This window comes from Streptomyces sp. NBC_00414 (assembly GCF_036038375.1).
Classification (GTDB): Bacteria; Actinomycetota; Actinomycetes; order Streptomycetales; family Streptomycetaceae; genus Streptomyces.
The window spans coordinates 7102188-7119482 of record NZ_CP107935.1; the positions used below are offsets into that span (position 1 = coordinate 7102188).

General features: G+C 70.9%; 15 protein-coding genes and 1 tRNA gene. 7 read left to right on the plus strand and 9 right to left on the minus strand.

Translation table 11 applies throughout. The features are described 5' to 3' along the window. Positions 1-8 precede the first annotated feature (8 nt). Entirely contained in the window at positions 9-620 is a 612-nt protein-coding gene (locus OHS59_RS30850; protein WP_328496615.1) for a DUF4383 domain-containing protein, read from the minus strand. Between the two features lie 257 nt (positions 621-877). On the opposite strand from OHS59_RS30850, the gene OHS59_RS30855 reads away from it, so the two are divergent. Beyond that, positions 878-1411 (plus strand): hypothetical protein, encoded by a 534-nt coding sequence (locus OHS59_RS30855; protein WP_328496616.1) that lies wholly within the window; start codon positions 878-880, stop codon positions 1409-1411. 60 nt (positions 1412-1471) lie between these two features. Here OHS59_RS30855 and OHS59_RS30860 read toward each other — a convergent pair. Next, positions 1472-1546 (minus strand) — tRNA-Val (locus OHS59_RS30860). A 378-nt stretch (positions 1547-1924) separates the two neighbouring features. On the opposite strand from OHS59_RS30860, the gene OHS59_RS30865 reads away from it, so the two are divergent. Together OHS59_RS30865 and OHS59_RS30870 are read left to right on the plus strand one after the other, a co-directional pair. Then, positions 1925-2551 (plus strand): DUF4097 family beta strand repeat-containing protein, encoded by a 627-nt coding sequence (locus tag OHS59_RS30865; protein WP_328496617.1) that lies wholly within the window; start codon positions 1925-1927, stop codon positions 2549-2551. 158 nt (positions 2552-2709) lie between these two features. Further along, positions 2710-4065, plus strand: a complete 1356-nt coding sequence (locus OHS59_RS30870) for a hypothetical protein (RefSeq protein ID WP_328499423.1) — start codon at positions 2710-2712, stop codon at positions 4063-4065. 351 nt (positions 4066-4416) lie between these two features. Here the strand turns inward: OHS59_RS30870 and OHS59_RS30875 are convergent, their stop codons facing one another. Then, complete coding sequence (locus OHS59_RS30875; RefSeq protein WP_328496618.1) at positions 4417-4764, minus strand: hypothetical protein; 348 nt, start codon at positions 4762-4764, stop codon at positions 4417-4419. 118 nt (positions 4765-4882) lie between these two features. Here OHS59_RS30875 and OHS59_RS30880 point away from each other — a divergent pair, with 118 nt between their 5' ends. Continuing rightward, the gene (locus OHS59_RS30880) at positions 4883-5110 is read left to right on the plus strand and encodes a DUF2277 domain-containing protein (protein WP_328496619.1); all 228 of its coding nucleotides are present in this window, start codon (positions 4883-4885) and stop codon (positions 5108-5110) included. Positions 5111-5132: 22 nt separating this feature from the next. On the opposite strand, the gene OHS59_RS30885 is transcribed toward OHS59_RS30880, so the two are convergent. Then, the gene (locus OHS59_RS30885) at positions 5133-5831 is read right to left on the minus strand and encodes a DedA family protein (RefSeq protein ID WP_328496620.1); all 699 of its coding nucleotides are present in this window, start codon (positions 5829-5831) and stop codon (positions 5133-5135) included. 360 nt (positions 5832-6191) lie between these two features. Between OHS59_RS30885 and OHS59_RS30890 the strand changes: the two genes are divergently transcribed. Further along, entirely contained in the window at positions 6192-6794 is a 603-nt protein-coding gene (locus OHS59_RS30890) for a superoxide dismutase family protein (protein ID WP_443061526.1), read from the plus strand. A gap of 149 nt (positions 6795-6943) precedes the next feature. On the opposite strand, the gene OHS59_RS30895 is transcribed toward OHS59_RS30890, so the two are convergent. The 4 genes from OHS59_RS30895 to OHS59_RS30910 all read right to left on the minus strand — a co-directional run bounded on the left by OHS59_RS30895 (position 6944) and on the right by OHS59_RS30910 (position 12599). Continuing rightward, positions 6944-7396 carry a DoxX family protein gene (locus OHS59_RS30895; protein WP_328496622.1) on the minus strand — a complete coding sequence of 151 codons (453 nt, stop codon included), beginning with the start codon at positions 7394-7396 and terminating at the stop codon, positions 6944-6946. Positions 7397-7480: 84 nt separating this feature from the next. Beyond that, complete coding sequence (locus OHS59_RS30900; RefSeq protein ID WP_443061527.1) at positions 7481-9526, minus strand: FAD/NAD(P)-binding protein; 2046 nt, start codon at positions 9524-9526, stop codon at positions 7481-7483. Positions 9527-9982: 456 nt separating this feature from the next. Beyond that, positions 9983-11665, minus strand: coding sequence for an alkaline phosphatase D family protein (locus tag OHS59_RS30905; RefSeq protein ID WP_328496623.1), 1683 nt, complete (start codon positions 11663-11665; stop codon positions 9983-9985). A gap of 289 nt (positions 11666-11954) precedes the next feature. Next, entirely contained in the window at positions 11955-12599 is a 645-nt protein-coding gene (locus tag OHS59_RS30910; RefSeq protein ID WP_328496624.1) for an HNH endonuclease family protein, read from the minus strand. 432 nt (positions 12600-13031) lie between these two features. Here OHS59_RS30910 and OHS59_RS30915 point away from each other — a divergent pair, with 432 nt between their 5' ends. Next, entirely contained in the window at positions 13032-13691 is a 660-nt protein-coding gene (locus OHS59_RS30915; protein ID WP_328496625.1) for an HAD family hydrolase, read from the plus strand. A 264-nt stretch (positions 13692-13955) separates the two neighbouring features. Here OHS59_RS30915 and OHS59_RS30920 read toward each other — a convergent pair whose 3' ends face one another. Next, a complete protein-coding gene (locus OHS59_RS30920) occupies positions 13956-14852 on the minus strand; it encodes a peptidoglycan-binding domain-containing protein (RefSeq protein ID WP_328496626.1) in 897 nt (298 codons plus the stop codon). 335 nt (positions 14853-15187) lie between these two features. On the opposite strand from OHS59_RS30920, the gene OHS59_RS30925 reads away from it, so the two are divergent. Then, positions 15188-17293: an MDR family MFS transporter gene (locus tag OHS59_RS30925; RefSeq protein WP_328496627.1), complete on the plus strand. Its 2106-nt coding sequence runs from the start codon at positions 15188-15190 to the stop codon at positions 17291-17293. The last annotated feature ends 2 nt before the right edge of the window (positions 17294-17295 follow it).

Genomic DNA, 17295 nt, shown 5'->3' on the forward strand with positions numbered 1-17295 from the left:
CGCACAGGTTAGCGGGCGCCGCGGTTCTCTCCCAGGGGAGCCGGAGCGGAGCCCTTGCCCTGTGCCAGGGCCTTCGCGCGCAGTTCGGCCCCCGCCTTCACCCGCTGCTCACGCTCCGCCTGTTCGGGATGGCGGGACCGCCAGTACGGGTTGTCGTGGGGCAGGGCCGACCCGACCCGCCCGTACATCCCGAAGAACATCAGCATCACGCCGACCACGAAACTGAACAGGACGTTCGGGATGCGGAAGGCCAGGAAGTTGTAGTCCGTGTCGAGCAGGGCGAGGTTCACGAAGCCGCTGAGGATGAAGAGGACTCCGAGGACCATGTTGATCGTCGAGGCGACGTTGCCGCCGATGACCATGCCGACGAAGAGCAGCAGCCCGGCGCAGATCGAGATCACGCTCAGCGCGCCGTTGGTGCTCAGCCCCGAGACCTTGTCCCCCTGGGTGTCGAAGAACCCGACCCGGTCGACCAGACCCAGGATGCCGAAGGCGAGCAGCACGAGCCCCATCAGCCCCGCGCCGATCCGGTAGAACAGGCTGAGCCGGTGGTCGACCGGCAGGTGCTCGTCCAGTCTGATCCGCCGTCTGGGCGCCGTACGCAGTACATGCGTGGCCATGTCCGCCTCCTCGGGTGCGCGCTCGTTTCCGAGCGGAGGGCGACCGTCCTCACCCCAGCATCCGCCCGGCGCGCCGGTCACGCCATCCCTGGGCTCCCGCGCGGCTGCCGGCTGCCGGCTGCCGGCAACCGGCTCTCGGGCCAGCGGGGCGGGGGCCGGTGGGTACGTCCGGTCTGCTGGTCAGCCATGCCGGTGCCCCGGCAGGACGCGCCGATACTCGGTGGAGTCGGCTGGGCGGGCGCCGCAGGATGGGGCGTATGAGTCCGCAGACCGTCACGCACCGGGTGGAGTTCCTGCACCACCCCCACCCCGGCTACCCGCACCTCACGGCCTGGGGCATCCGGATCGACGGCACGGACCTGCGCGCCCTGGTGGCGGAGGCGACGCGCGCGCTCTGGGATCGGGAACTGGACGAGGACGACGACACCCCGGAGGAGCGCGAGGAGTTCCTGCTGCGGCAGCACGCCCCGCTGCACCTGGACGACGACGCCGACGGAGCCCGGGCCCGGGCGCACTTCCTGGGCGACGCCCCACCGGAGCTCCGCGACCACCACACCGGCGCCCTGTGCCTCCTGGGCTGCCCCTGCGGGATCGACGCGTGCTGGCCCCTGCTCGCCATGGTCCGCGCCACGGCGACGGAGGTCGTCTGGTCGGACTTCCACCAGACCAACCGACCGGAGTGGGGCGAACTGCCGCTCGGTCCTTACGTCTTCTCGCGCCGGGCCTACACCGAGTCCCTGTCCGCGCCGGTCCTGCTCACCGAGGACCCTCTCGGCCTGCTGCCGAAATGATCAAGGCCCAGGCATCCGGCTTCGCGCCGGTTGACCTGGGCCTTAGTCGTGTCCTGGACCTGGTGGGCGCGGACGGTTTCGAACCGCCGACATCCGCCTTGTAAGGGCGGCGCTCTACCACTGAGCTACGCGCCCGGGACGAGTCGACAGCCTACATTGCCCGGGGCGGTGACCCGCAAACCCGTTCTCGGCTCCGGGGCATGCGGGGGTTTACCCCACCTCATATGCGGGAGTGGTCCGGATCCCCTTGGCGCGACCGGATCCGTACGGTCGAAGTATGTCCGGGCACAGCGTGGGGCCGTGGGCGTTCGAATCTGGGGGAGTCCCGTCATGAGTGGTCGTCAGCGTTCTTCGAGCAGTGGTGTGCGGCGTTCCGGGTGGGGGCGCCGCGGGTCCCTGGCCGCTGTGGGAGTGGGGGTTGTCGCCGCGGGGCTGCTTGCCTCCGGGTGTGGGAACAGTGCCGACGAGGACACGGATCCGGAGACTCGGTCGTTCGCGCTCAGTGGGCGGACGTTGACCGTTGATTCTGATGATTCGGCGCTGGAGCTGGTCGTGGGGGACGTGGACGAGGTCAAGGTGACCCGGTGGTTCAAGGCCAGTGTCGCCATCGGCAAGGATCCCGATATCACTTGGAGTATGGCCGAGGACGGCACGCTCAAGCTTCGTGTGCACTGCTCCGGTGTGGTCGCCGACTGCTCGGCCAAGCACCGGATCGTGGTGCCGCGCGGGGTTGCCCTCACGGTGAAGGACCAGGACGGGAGCGTGCGGGCCACCGGGTTCAAGGAAGCGGTTGACATCCGGGCCGCGGACGGGTCCGTACGGGTCGAGGATGTTTCCGGGCGCCTGACTCTGCGTACCGAGGACGGGTCCGTCCATGCCAGCGGTATCGACTCCCGGCGCGTAGATGTGAACACGCAGGACGGGTCCACTCATCTTGAATTCGCCTCCGTTCCGGACCGGGTCTCGGCGCGTGGGCAGGACGGGTCGCTCACCATCGGGCTGCCGGATGCCTCGTACAAGGTGACGACCGGTGCCGAGGACGGCTCCGTGGATGTGTCGGTGCCCCGTGACGAGAGCAGCTCCCATGTGGTGTCCGCCCACACCCAGGACGGCAAAGTCACGGTGCGTACCGCGAACTAACCGGCCCGTGTGTTCGTCCTTACCTGGTGGGAGAATGAATCGGGGCCACCACCGGGGCAGGACGGATCACAGCACGGGAGAGGGAAGTGACGGCGACACCGGCGACACCTTCGCAGCCGTACACGCCGTTTGTGTCCTGCGGTCGGCAAGTTCCCCGCCTGCGTGCCGGGTTCAGGGCTACGGGGGTGCGCAGCGCCGGGCGTGATCTGCTCGGACTTGTTCTGTTGCCGCTTCCGCTGGTTGTCCTCGTGTTGCCCGCCGCCTTCGCCGGTGGCGGTACCCGGCGGTGGTTCGGTGGGCGTTCCGAGAGCCAGCGGGCCGAGGCGCAGGCCGCGAAGGACGCCGCGGCGGCCGCGTTCTACGAGCTCGACACCGCGCAGCGCGATCTTCGGATTTCGATCGAGACCATCACCGCCGTCGACGACACGCCGCCCGCCCGGCGTGCGGTCGCCGACTTCGAGGCGCTCGGCCGGCGTATCGACGAGGTCAGTCACACGTACATCGACGCGGTGGATGCCCATGACCTCGACCGCGACGATCTGGAAGCCTCCGTCGCCGCCCATGCGCGTACGGAGCTGACCCGGGCCAAGGACGAGCTGGCTCGGGTCAAGCAGGAGCTGGATCGTTTCGAACAGGGGCTCGGGCCGCTTCTCGGCAAGGCCGAGACGCAGCTCGCCCGGCTCGCTCCCGCCGTCGAGCGCGCCCGGCAGTCCCTGCTCGCCGCCTCGAACGCGCTGGATGCCGTTCGGGGGACCGGCCTCAAGGCTGATGATCTGGCCGCCCGCCTCGCCGCGCTCGCCCCTGATCTGACCAAACTCAACCAGGGTGCCGGGCAGCACGGTGTGCCGGAGACGCTGGAGCGGGCCGACCGGGTCGCCCGGGACGCCGGCGCCGTGCGTGCGGAGGCCGAGCGGCTGCCGGAGCGGGCCACCGAGATCGACCGCCGTCTCGTGTCGCTGCGTACACGCGCGCAGGCGCTCACCACACGGTCCGGGCAGGTGGATCCGGTGCTCAGCGAGTTGCGGCGGCGGTTCGTGGCCGAGTGCTGGCAGGACCTCCAGCATGTGCCCGACCAGGCCGCGGAGGCCGTTCGGCAGGCCGAGGTGAAGCTGGCGGAGGCGCGGACCGCGCGTGAGGAACAGCGTTGGGCCGATGCGACGTCGCTGCTTTCCACTGTGCGTGCGTTGCTGAACACGACCGATGAGGCCGTGTCCGCGGCCGGGGATCGGCTGCGGCGGCTGAACGAGGTGTCGAAGGATCCTCAGCGGGAGATCGAGCGGACGCGGTTCGCGATCCGGGATGCGCAGCGGCTGGCCATGGCCGGGCGGAACACTCCCGATCCCCGGCATGCGCGGCCGCTCGATGACTCTGTGGGGCGGTTGGAGCGGGCCATTGGGACGTTGGAGGGGCGGCATCCCGATTATTGGCACTTTCTGACCGAGCTGGAGGCTGTTCGGGCGGCTGTCGCCGGGGTGGTGTCGCAGATTCGGGAGGAGCGGGGGGCTGGGGCTTGAACCTGATCGGGTCCATGCGGGGTGGTTGGGGCGGCTTGGCCCTTTGACCCCTTGAGCCCCTTCAATCCTTGACCCCTTGACCCCTAGCCCCTTTAATCCTTGATCCCTTGGCCCTTGGCCCTGTGGCCCTGTGGCCCTTTGGCCTCTTGAGCGTTGGGACGGACGGCTTCGCCGTTTTGCGTGCGTGCGTGCGTGCGTGCGGGTGCGGTGAGGGCTGGTCGCGCAGTTCCCCGCGCCCCTGAGGGTGGGGCTGCGCCCCGATTCCAGGTCGACCTGGGAGTGGGGCTTCGCCCCGGCTCCCGGGTCGGTCGGTCCGGTCGTGGGGTCGCCTCGGCCGTGGGGGCTCGCCGTCTACGAGGGGGTCGCGTTCTGCTCCGTTTCCCCCGCGTGCTTGACGCTCATCCGGGCGTCCACCTTCTCCGCGGGCGTGATCTCCGACCAGAAGCGGTGGCAGGTCACGAAGACCGCCAGCTCGCGTTCGCGCTCCCGGAGTTTCTCCACCTCGGCCTGTTCGTCGGACGTCCAGCCGGGGGAAGCGGGGCGCTCCACCTTGCGCCAGCCGTGGTCGTCACTGAAGCCGTCCAGGGGCTCGACCGACCAGGGGAGCCGCTTCAGGAGGGCCAGCAGCTCGGCCCGGACCTGGTGCAGCTCCTCCTGACCGGCCAGGAGGTCGCTTGGGAAGTCATAGGTCGCAGCCACCCGGCAATGGTACGTCTGTTCGATTTTGCGATGCGAGTTCTTTCGGGGGCTTCCCGAGGGGACTTCGGGACTTCACCCGAACGCTCGCGATGTCAGTGCCTCGCGCGAGACTGGACGTATGTGCCGAAGCATCAAGACACTCCGACCGCCCGTCCTTCCCGAAGAGGCCACGGAGGAGGACATCCGCGCCGCCGCTCTTCAGTACGTCCGCAAGGTCTCGGGTTTCCGCGCCCCCGCCGCCCACAACCGTGAGGTCTTCGACCGCGCCGTCGAAGTGGTCACGGAGGCCACGGCCGAGCTGCTGGCCGGCCTGGAGGTGCGCGGCCAGGCCGCCCGCACGTCGTAGCGCCGCCCGCTCCGACCAGGGCTCAGGCGTTCGGGCCCGGCTCCGACGCGGGTCCGGCCACAGGCATGGGTACGGGCATGGGCATGGGTACGGGCATGGACGCCGGCGCCGGTGACGGGCGGCGCATCAGGAAGGCCGCCCCCGCGCCCGCCCCGAAGAGCGCCACCAGCGAGATGCCCGAGGCGAACCACGTCGCGCCCAGCCACTGGCCGCCGAAGTAGCCGAGGGCGACGCTGTACGCGGCCCACGCGAGGCCCGCGACGATCGACCAGGGCAGGAACTCGCGTACGCGCCGGTGCGCGGCGCCCGCGCCGAGCGAGACGAGCGAGCGGCCGGCGGGCGCGAAGCGGGCGAGGACGACCAGCGCGCCGCCGCCGCGTGCGAGGGCCGCGCCGAGACGTTCCTGCGCACTGGTCAGGCGCCGGGAGCGGGCGATGGCGCGGTCCAGCCGCTCGCCACCGCGCCAGGCCAGCCGGTACGCCACCAGGTCGCCGAGGACCGACGCCGTCGCGGCGGAGAGGATGAGCGAGAGGATGTCCGGCACGTGCTGGACCGCCGCCCCGGTGCCCGCCGCGGCCGCCGTCGCCGCCGTGATGACCAGTACGCCGCTCGGCAGCACCGGCAGAAAGACGTCGAACAGGACCGACAGCGCCACTACGGCATAGATCCATTGGCTGTAGATCCAAGGGGTGCCGGACAGCGACCCCACACTCTCAAGCACCGAAACTCCCCTGTGTCTCCCCCGTAGGCCCCGGACCGTGCCGTGTGCCGCGATGTCGCGGGGGAGCGGCAGGAGCGGCCTGTGACAGCCATACAGCGTACGCCTCGGGTGCGACAGGAGATCCACAGGGGGCTCGTGAGTTCGCCACACCATGTTCACTCGGCTGCCACTTCCCCGGGGCGGGCGGGCCGGACCTCCCGTACCAACGGAAAGGGGCGACCGATCGCGTAAGGAGCGGAACCGACGATGACGTCAGGAACAGCAGGCATAACGGAGACGGTAGGCACGGCAAGCACGGCAAGCACGGCAGGCATGGCAGGCATGGCAGGCATGGCAGGGAGAGTGGGAAGAGCGGGGGCGGTGAGGCGAACCTTGGCGCTCGCGGCCGGGGCTCTCACATCGGTCGTGCTCGCGGCGGGTACCGCGGGTGCCGCCGGCGCCCTGGACGACACCGGTGTCTCGGGCTCCACCACCCCGGCGGGCTCCGGCACCCCGCCCGGCTACCGCATGCATGCGGACGCCCGCTTCGCCCCGGCCCGCGCCTTCGTCCCCTCGGCGGCCGTCACGTACGACGACACCGGACTCGTACCCCCTGCCTCGTGGATCGAGGTGGGGCAGCACAGTGGGGAACGCGGGCGTACGACAGTGACGCTGCGTGCGAAGGGGCTGAAGGCGGGGCACGCGTACGGGGTTCATGTGCACCGGAATCCGTGCGGCGCCGACCCGGCCGCGGCGGGCGGGCACTATCAGCACCGGCCCTCCGCGAACCCTGCCGCGACCAACGCCGAGAACGAGGTCTGGCTCGACTTCACCGCGGATGGCCGGGGCGAGGGCGGGGCGAGTGCGCGCCACGACTGGAACTTCCGGCGCGGCGAGGCCGCTTCCGTCGTGCTGCACGCCGAGCCGGGCGGTGCGGGCGCGCGGCTGGCGTGCTTCACCGTGCCGTTCGGCTGGGCCGCCTGACACCGCGAGACCGGACAGCACGAGAAGCACGAGAAGCACGAGAACCACGAGAACCGCCACATCGCGACCGGAGCCCGGTCCTTTCGCAAGGGACGGGCTCCGGTCGCGTGCGAGGTGTGCGGCGGTACGTGTGCGCTGGTGCGCGTGCGTCAGGCCGTGACCGGCTCCGAGGAGCGCTTCTCGCCGGTCGTCGTGGACGAACGGCCGGGCAGCAGCCGGTCGAGGCCGAACGCGCCCGAGCCGGTGAAGACGAGCAGGAGCATCGACCAGCAGTACATGGCAGCGCCCTCACCGCTGTTCTCGATCGGCCACAGGGCCTCGGGCTGGTGGACCTTGAAGTACGCGTAGGCCATCGCGCCCGAGGCGATGAACGCGGCGATGCGGGTGCCGAGGCCGAGCAGGACCAGGGTGCCGCCGACGAGTTCGATGACGGCCGCGTACCAGTTGGGCCAGGCGCCCGTCTCCACTGTGGCGCCCTTGCCGTCCAGGCCGCCGAGAACGCCGAGCAGCGACACGGCGCCGTGGCAGGCGAAGAGCAGGCCGATGACGATGCGGAACAGACCGATGGCGTATGGCTGGGCGCTGTTGAGGCGTCCGGTCATGTGGGATGACTCCTTCGGTGTCGGTACGGTCCTGGAGGGACCGGTGGGGGACGTAACCGAGTGAGTGCTCTACGTTAGGTCTGATTATTCAATGCTTGCAAGTTCAACTTTTGGCCATGGTTTTTCCGTCGATACGGGTGTCGATGCGGGCTCCGGATCCGGCTCCGCCCCCCGCCCGGCCTCGGCGGCAACCGTTCGCAGCACGGCCCGCGCCACCGCGTCGGCGTCCGACAGAGTGACCGAGTCCACACCTGGCCTGACCCCGGCGGCGGTCACCCAGTGCACGCCCTCCGTGGGCACGCCGATCGCGAACCGCCTTGCGTGCGCGCGTCCTTGACGGTCGATCAGATGGTAGGGGCGCTGTGTCACGTCCAGCCCTCCGGTTTCGTAACCGTCCACGGTGTGCGGGCGGCACTGGCCCGTCTTCAGCAGCCGGGCGAGGAGCGCGTCGGCGGTTCGCCGCAGGTCCGGTTCCGGCAGCCGGGCCTCGACGAGCGTGGTCGCCGACACGGTCGAGCCGGGTACGTCGGGGGAGTGCGCCACCCATGCCCCGTCCTCGGCCCGCACATCGAGGCGGGGGCCGATCACCTCCAGCACGCCAGCCTCGATCAGCGCCGCCATCTCCTCGATACGGCGCCTCGGCGGGCCGATGGACAGGAACGCGTTGAGCGGCGTGTACCAGCGGTCCAGGTGCTCACGGCGCGACCGGCCCGCGAGCCCGCCGTGGTCGACGATCTGCCGCAGTTCGTTGCGCAGGTCGCGCAGAACGTCGAGAGCCGCCTTGAGCGGACCGTCGACGTTGCCGAGCGCGGCCTGTTCGGCGTCCTCGCGCAGATGGGCCAGCAGCCAGCCCCGGAAGTCGTCGGGGCCGGTGAAGACACGCCCCCCGTGCGGGCGGGAGACGCGGTCCCAGGACCAGCGGTCGGCCTCCGGGACCCCGAACTCGTCGAGGACGACCGCCTCTTGGGGATCCCGGTGCGCCACAGCGAGAAAGCGCTCACGAAATCCGCGTGTCCCCGGAGCCGCTGGAGTACCCGGTGCCCCCAGTGCCCTCGACGTCCCCCGCATCTCTGTGGTGTCGCGTGCCAACAGCGTCTCGTAGTAGACGGTTTCGACTTCCTTCGCCACCAACGGCCATATCTCCGTGAGGAAGTCCGGGGCCTCGCCCGAGTCCGCGCGTTTACGGAAGCCCGCGATGGCCTCCGGGGTGAGCACGAGCGGAACGTGACGGCCGTACGGGCCCTTCGCGTTGTCGCCGCGCGCCTGGTACGGGATGCCGCGGCGGGAGCCGGCCACCAGACGCGGCTCACGGCCCGAGGGCAGGTAGCGCGGACCGGCCGGGGTGCGCACGAAACGGCCGCCGCGGCCCGTCGTCAACAGGGCCATGTGGTCGAAGAAGTTGAGGCCCAGGCCGCGCAGGAGGACGGTCTCGCCGGGGAGTACGGGGGAGAGGTCGAGGTCCGCCGGGTTGGCGGGCGGGACGTGGCGCAGCCCGTGGCGTTCGGCGTGCGCGGACAGGCGTTCCTGTGCCTGGTCCGCCACGGTCGGCAGGTGGCCCTGGGCCAGGACCACGGCCGACAGGTCGGTCAGGGTACGGCCGTCGTCGAGTACGAGGTTCTGGAGGCCGTCGGCCGTGCCGTCGAGGCGGGTCGCGCGCGCCCTGTGCGTCTCGATCCGCAGCGCGGGCGGCGCCCCGCGGACCACCTCGCCGAAGACCCACTCCAGGTACTGGCCGTACTGGGCGCGGGTCGGGTAGTCGTCCGGGCCCAGTCGCCCGCAGGCCTGCCCGGCCGCCCAGTCGTGCAGGCCGGGGCCGGGACGTATCGGACCCGAGCAGTCCACGCTGTCGTCGGTGAAGAGGGTGACCTGGGAGGCCACGGTGTTCATCAGCAGCTCGGCCGGCTGGGCGGTGCGCCAGACGCGGCCGGGGCCCGGCGGTGACGGGTCGACGACGTGGACCGTCAGCCGCGTGCCGGGAGTGAGGAGTTCGGGTGCGGAGGCGCAGAGGCGTTCCAGCACGCTGGTGCCGCGCGGTCCGGCGCCGACCACGGCGACGGAGAGGAGGTCTCTCGGCTCCGTGGACCCGGTGGTCTTCGTCGGTTCCGTCGGCTCCGCGGTCGCTGCAGACAAGGGTGTGACTCCCGGACAGGTGGGGCATGCGCGGCTCGCCGCCCACTGGAAGCGGACGGTCCGCATCATCATGCCGCCGCGCGCCACGTGAACCGACCCCTGGAGCGGATCAACGACACCGGTTGTGGGATGCCTCACGGAACTCATGCACACCAAGCACCAACATCACGGGCAACCCGCCCCATAGACGTATGCGACCCCCCGCAAGGGGCAGCCCTCCGCGAGGTTCAGCCCTCCGCGAGGTCCAGCCCTCCGAGAGGGGCAGCCCTCCGCGAGCGGCAGCGCCCCGAAAGGAGCACCCCCCGAGGGACAGCGTCTCGAAAGGGGCGCGGGGAACTGCGCGCCCAGCCCTCACCGACCCGCAGACAACCAACCGCCCCAGCCCAACCCTCCAGCCAGCAGCCAGCAGCCAGCAGCCAACCGCCAACCGCCAACCGCCCCCCCCAGCGGAGCATTTCAGCTGAGGTCGGACTCCACGATCGTCCGCAGCCGCGCCCCACCACCCCGCTCCTCGCGCGCGTGGTCGAGCCGGAGCCGGGCCGAACGGCCGCTCAGGGTCAGCGTCATCAGCTGGTTGCCGAACCAGGGACCGCCGGTCTTTCGCCAGTCGACGGGCGGGGGCGCGACCCTGCCGTGCCGGGCGAAACGCCGGCCGAGGGCCCGGCCCACCCCGCTCCAGCCGAAGCGGAAACCGACCTTGATGTACGGCGGAATGGAGTTGTGGACGGGCGAGCAGGTCAGCTGCACCACCCGGGCGTCGGGGCCCGCCAGACCCTCCCGCCAGACCGGCTCGGCGACGTACGCGTGGTGCACGTCCCCGGACAGCACACAGATCGTCGCGGGTGCCTGGGGTCCCGAGCCGGCCTCGGCGATCAGCTCCGCCAGCCTGTCGAAGGACGTGGGAAACGCGGCCCAGTGCTCCAGGTCGGCGGCCCGCCGCAGGTTCTCCCCCCGCCGCGCCCAGCGCTCGCCCCGCTCGCCCCGGCACATCGCGGCGTTCCAGGCCTCCGCGTCGTGCACGAGGTTGGGAAGCAGCCAGGGCAGGGAGGTGCCGATGAGCAGATGGTCGTACGCGCCGAGGGTGTCGGGCGCGTCGGGTGCCTGCTCGTCCAGGACGTGGCCGTCCAGTATCTGGTCGCGCAGCCACTCCCATTCCTCGGTGTCGAGCATCGAGCGGTTCTGCTCGTCGAGTACGCGGGCGGCGCGGCTGTCGACCATCATGAGGCGGGTGCGGCCGAAGTCGCGCCGGTAGCTCCAGCGGACCGAGGCCGGGTCGGCGTCGGCCCGGGCGGCGAAGGCGCGCAGGGCGTCCGTGCCGTCGGGAGTGGCGCGGACCTCCTCGTACAGGGGGTCCTCGGCGAGGCGGTCGGGGGAGAGGTTGCCGAGGTGCTGGTGGACCCAGTACGACATCAGGCCGCTGAGCACGCGCTCGCGCCACCAGGGGGTGTCCCGCATGTCGGAGACCCAGGCCTCGCTGGTGTTCCAGTCGTCGATGACGTCGTGGTCGTCGAAGATCATGCAGCTGGGCACGGTGGAGAGCAGCCAGCGGACCTCGGGGTCGAGCCACGATTCGTAGTAGAGGTGTGTGTACTCCTCGTAGTCCGCGACCTCGGCGCCGGGCGGCTGGTCCAGGCCCCGGCGGGCCTGCAGCCAGTGGCGGGTGGCCTTGGACACCTCGTCCGCGTACACCTGGTCGCCCAGCAGCAGCAGGACGTCCGGGCGCTCGCCCTGCGGGTCCGCGGCGATCCGGGCCGCGAGGGTGTCCAGGGCGTCCGGGCCGACCGGGTCCTTCTCGCCCTCGGGCGGCGAGGCCCAGCGGCAGGAGCCGAAGGCGACGCGGACGGTCTCGTGGTCGTCCACCGGGGTGTGGATGGCCGAGGGCGGGAACGGGGAGTCGGGGAGCGGCCAGACGCGGGCCCCGTCGAACAGCACCTCGTACGAGGTGGTCGTGCCCGGTGTCAGGCCGGTGACCGGGATCAGGGCGTAGTGGTGGCCCGCGATCTGGAAGGTGCGGGCCTCACCGCCCGTGCCGTCGGCGCAGCGCACCTCGGCGGTGGCCGGACGGCTCGCCTCGACCCACACGGTCGCGGACGAGCCGTCGACATACCTCAGCAATGGACCCAGGCGCAGGCTCGCCACGTGATCACCCTCCTCCGTCGCCCCGTACGGTACGGAACGGCGGAGGCCGGTGGGGAGATTCCGGCGAGAGATCACGCGAGATCGAGATAGATCGAGACGGATCAAGACGGATCAAGACGGAGCAAGGCTGATCCATCCCGATCGAGTGTGAGCGCGCTCGATCGAGATGGATCCGGACGAGAGATCGAGATGGATCCGGACGAGAGCAGGAGAGAGCAGGCGAGATCGGTGGATCCGGTGGGATCGGCCGGAACGGCGAGATCCGGTGAGGTGTCGGGCGGGAGCCGGGTCAGCAGCCGCTGAGGACCGAGCTGAGCTTGGTCTTCTCGGCGGAGTCGACGGAGAGGTCGTAGTAGTACTTCACCTGGACCCAGGCACGGACGTAGGTGCAGGCGTAGGCCGTGCGGGACGGCATCCACTCGGCCGGGTCCTGGTCGCTCTTCGACTGGTTCACGTTGTCCGTGACGGCGATGAGCTGCGGGCGGGTCAGGTCGTTGGCGAAGGACTGGCGCCGTGCGGTGGTCCAGCTGTCGGCGCCGGAGTCCCAGGCCTCGGCCAGCGGCACGAGGTGGTCGATGTCGAGGTCGGAGGCCGCGGTCCAGGTCGCGCCGTCGTAGACCGAGTACCAGGAGCCGCTGGTGGCGGCGCAGGCGGAGCTGGTGACGACGTTCGTACCGTCACGCTTCAGAACGGTCTCGCGGGTGTTGCAGGTGCCGCTGATGGTGATCCAGTGCGGGAAGAGGTCGCGGTCGTACCCGGTGCGGTCCTCGGTCGCCACGGTCAGCGAGGCGAGGTAGGTGCGGGCGGTGGCGGCGCTGACCGGGGTGGGCAGTGCGGCGGAGGCGGCCGGGCCGTTGAAAAGCCCGACCGTGGCTATCAGACCGGCGAAGGCGGCCACTAGACTCAGCCGTCGACGCGCGTAGACCTTCGGCATGCGAACTCCCTAGGGGTGGGGGGAAGTTGACCTGCGAGCGACTGAATGCTCGCGGTGGCCGGTTTCCGGGAGATGTGCGTCAGGTGAGAAGTTAATGACGTGGGCATGACACGACAAGGTGTTCGGCGGGATTCCCGGTCCGGGGTGACCGCTTTGTCATGTACTCGGATGTAATGGGTGCGTGCTCGCGGGGGTGGGAGGGAGTGCGCTCTCGGGTCGGGTGCGGGTCGTGCTCTCGGATCGGGTACGCGTGCCGTCTCGGCCGGAGCGGTCGTGCGGGGTGGGTAGCGCGATCGCCGTTTTGTTTTGTACCGTGGGGAAACAAAGTGGTCCCCGTTCGCACTCCCTGACCGGCGGGCGGGGCCACCTTGTTTCCCGGGGCCGCGCAGGCTCCCTCTTCCACGCTTTGCGTTTCACGCTTTGGAGCAGCCGATGACGGCCTCGACCGTGCTGACCGCCCGCGCCCTGCTGCTGGACATGGACGGCACCCTCGTCAACTCGGACGCCGTCGTCGAGCGCGTCTGGCGCCGCTGGGCCGACCGGCACGGGCTCGACGGGGACGAGGTCATGAAGGTCGTCCACGGGCGGCAGGGGTACGCGTCGATGGCCGTGCTGCTGCCCAGCCGGCCCATGGAGCAGAACCACGCCGACAACGCGCGCATGCTCGCCGAGGAGACCGCCGACATGGACGGGGTCGTGGCGGTCGAGGGGGCGGCGGAGTTCCTCGCGTCCCTGCGGGGGGTGCCGCACGCGCTCGTCACGTCGGCGGATGTGGCGTTGTCCGCCGCGCGGATGGGGGCCGCGGGGCTTTCGCTGCCCGATCTGCGGATCACCGCGGAGTCCGTGGGGGCGAGCAAGCCGGATCCCGAAGGGTTTCTGAAGGCGGCGGCGGAGTTGGGGGTCGCGCCCGAGGACTGTGTGGTGTTCGAGGACTCGGGGGCGGGGATCTCGGCGGGGCGCTCCGCTGGGATGCGGGTGGTGGGGGTGGGGGCTCGGGCTCTGTTCCATCGGCCCGATGCGGTTGTTCGGGATCTTCGGGGGGTTCGGGTTGAGGGGTTGGAGGGTGGGGGTGTGCGGTTGCACCTCGGGTGACGTGGGCTGTGGGGGTGGGCTGGGTTCGGCCGGGGTTTGTGTGGTGGGTGCGGGGTGGTGGGGGCTTGTTGCGCCGTTCCTCGCGCCCCTGGGGGGTGGGAGTGCGGCCCTTGCTGTTTGGTGCGGGTCGGTGGGGGCTGGGCGCGCCGTTCCCCGCGCCCCTAGGGGGTGGGGGTGCGGTCGGGTTTTGGGTGCGGGTGTGTGGGGGCTGGGTGCGCCGTTCCCCGCGCCCCTGTGGGGGCGGGGTGGGTCGGGGTGTGGGGTTCAGGGTTCTGAGGTTTCTGATTCCAGGCGGGTGCGGGTTCGGTCGTCGTAGACGCCTGGGTCGGCGTCTATGCCTCGGGTGAACTGGTAGTTGCGTACCGCGTTCTCGGTGCGGTTGTCGTAGTCGCCGTCCGCGTCGCCCACGTAGAGGGCCAACTGCTTGAGGCGCAGCTGGAGTTCGGTGACCTCGGGGCCCTCGTCGCCGCGGCGCAGTACCGCCGGTCCTGCCTTGTCCGTCGGATCGGGGGACGCCGGGGCCGTGCTGGCGGAGTTCTCAGCCGACGGCGCGCGTGTCGTGGCGGACGTCCTGGACGGGGTGGCCGAGGCCGTCGACGACTCCGAGGCCGACGGTGTGGCGCTCTCGTCGGCCGACTCGGACGCGGAGGCCGACGGCGACGCGGACTTCGACTCGGAGTCCGACGGGGACGGCTCGTCCACGGACGCGTCCGGCACGCTCGCGCGGATGTCGTCCGGGGCCGCGTTGTTCCGCGACGGCGACTCGTACGAGAACAGTCCGCTCGCGAACCCGGCGGCCGCGACCACGACGGCCGTGGCGCCGGCGCTCACGAGCACGAAGCGACGCCGACGGCCCGTGTTCTCGACGGGGTCGGCGAGGTCGGTGCGGTCCGTGCGGTCAGCGGGGTCGGCGGCGTCCATGGGGACGGCCACGTCGGCGAGGACGGTGGTGTCGATGTGGTCGGAGGTGGTGCGCTGCGTGGGGATCGAGATGGTTCCCCAGTCGTCCGGCCCCGTGGGGCCCCCGGACCGGCCCTCGTGTCCCTCGTGCCCGCCGCGCCCCTCGTGTCCTTCGTCCTCGACGGCCGTCGGGTTCTCGCCCGCCGGGGGCGGCGTTCTATCGGGTCCGGTGGAGGCCTCCGCGCGGACTCCCAGGTCCACGTAGGGGCGTATGCGCAGCGGGTCGAAGTCCTCCGCGGCTGCCGTCTCCGCGGACCGGGTCTCCAGGAGCTCGTCCGCCGCTCTGCGGGCGCAGCCGCATGTCGGAGAGCCCCCGGACTCCCTGGGTGCCCCGCATTCCGGGCATATATGACCGCTCCGGTCGCTCACGTTGTGGATCCCTCCCCGTACGAACTCCAGCGATTATGCAGACCCCCTCCACACAATCTCCCGGTTACCCCCGGAATCCCGGACTCCTGGCCGAATTCAACAGGCCATAACCGGTCACACCGACCAGGATGGAAGAGGAACGGGATTCTCGTGGCCGGGAGGTCTTCATGGCCGGGGATGCGCACGGCAGAGGCGTCAGGGACGGCAGGGACGGCAGGGACGGCAAGGGGGGCGGAGGCGGCGCGGTCGGGCCCGAGCACGTACAGGGCGGCGTCCTCGTCTCGATCGGGGCGCTGCTCCTGGGGCTGCTGCTCGCCGCGCTCGACCAGACGATCGTGTCGACCGCGCTGCCGACCATCGTCAGCGACCTCGGCGGGCTCGATCATCTGTCGTGGGTCGTCACGGCGTATCTGCTGGCCTCCACGGCCGCCACCCCGCTCTGGGGCAAGCTCGGTGACCAGTACGGGCGCAAGAAGCTGTTCCAGATCGCCGTCGTGATCTTCCTGATCGGCTCGGCGCTGTGCGGCATGGCGCAGAACATGCCCCAACTCATCGCCTTCCGCGCCCTCCAGGGGCTCGGCGGCGGCGGGCTCATCGTGCTGTCGATGGCGATCGTCGGCGACATCGTCCCGCCCCGGGAGAGGGGCAAGTACCAGGGGCTGTTCGGCGCGGTCTTCGGCGCGACCAGTGTCCTCGGACCCCTGCTCGGCGGGCTGTTCACCGAGCACCTGAGCTGGCGCTGGGTCTTCTACATCAACCTTCCCGTCGGGGTCGTCGCGCTCGCCGTCATCGCCGCCGTCCTGCACATCCCGGTCCGCTCGCGGCACCACACGATCGACTACCTCGGTACGTTCCTGATCGCGGCCGTCGCCACCTGCCTGGTCCTCGTCGCCTCGCTCGGCGGCAACACCTGGGGCTGGGGCTCGCCGCAGATCATCGGCCTCGCGGTGCTCGGTGTCGTACTCGGCGTGGCGTTCGTGGCCGTCGAGCGCCGCGCCGCCGAACCCGTCCTGCCGCTGAAACTGTTCGGGATCCGCACCTTCACCCTCGCCGCGGTGATCAGCTTCGTCGTCGGCTTCGCGATGTTCGGCGCGATGACGTACCTGCCGACGTTCCTGCAGGTCGTCCAGGGTGTGTCGCCCACCATGTCGGGCGTGCACATGCTGCCGATGGTCGCCGGACTGCTGGTCTCCTCGACCGTCTCCGGGCAGATCGTCAGCCGTACGGGCCGCTGGAAGGTGTTCCCCATCGCGGGCACCGCCGTCACGGCGCTCGGGCTGCTGCTCCTGCACCGGCTCGACGTGGACAGCTCCACGGGCGAGATGAGCCTGTACTTCCTCGTCTTCGGCCTCGGACTCGGTCTCGTGATGCAGGTCCTCGTCCTGATCGTCCAGAACGCCGTCTCGTACGAGGATCTGGGCGTCGCGACCTCCGGCGCCACCTTCTTCCGCTCCATCGGCGCCTCGTTCGGCGTCGCCATCTTCGGCTCGGTCTTCACGAGCCGCCTGAGCAGCGAACTGACCGACGTGCTCCGCGGGCAGAGCCTCCCGCCGGGCGTGGGCGCCGACGCGCTGAAATCCGACCCGAAGATCATCGGTGAGCTGCCGGCCGTGCTCCGGCCACCCGTCGTCGAGGCGTACGCCGTCTCCATCACGGACGTCTTCCTGTACGCGGCACCGGTGGCCCTCGTCGGCTTCGTGCTCGCCTGGTTCCTGCGCGAGGACCGGCTGCGGGGCTCGGTGACGGCGCCCGACGCCACCCAGACGCTGGCCAGCAACCCTGTGGAGCGCTCCTCGTACGACGAGGTGTGCCGCGCGCTGTCCGTGCTGGGTACGCGGGAGGGGCGGCGGCAGATCTACGAGAAGATCACCACCCGCGCGGGGTACGACCTGCTGCCCGCCGCGAGCTGGCTGCTGCTGCGCATCAGGCGGTACGGCTGGACCGAGCCCGCCGCTCTCGCCGAGCACAGCGCGGTGCCCCTGCCGGTCGTCATGGCGGCCGCGCGGCAGGTGGAGGAGCGGCGGCTCGCCGTGCGTGAGGGGGTCGATCTCGTCCTCACCGAGCAGGGGCGTGAGGTGGCCGAGAGGCTGGCCGGGGCCCGAGAGGAGTCCCTCGCCGAGCTGCTCGGCGACTGGTGGGGTCCGGACCGGCCGACCGACCTCGTCCAACTCGTGTCGGAGTTGAACGCCGAGCTGTGCGGCTCCGACGCGGAGCGGCCGCACGAGGAGTCGGCGTCGCCCGGCCCGGCCGGCCGGACGTGGCTAGGCAAGTAAGC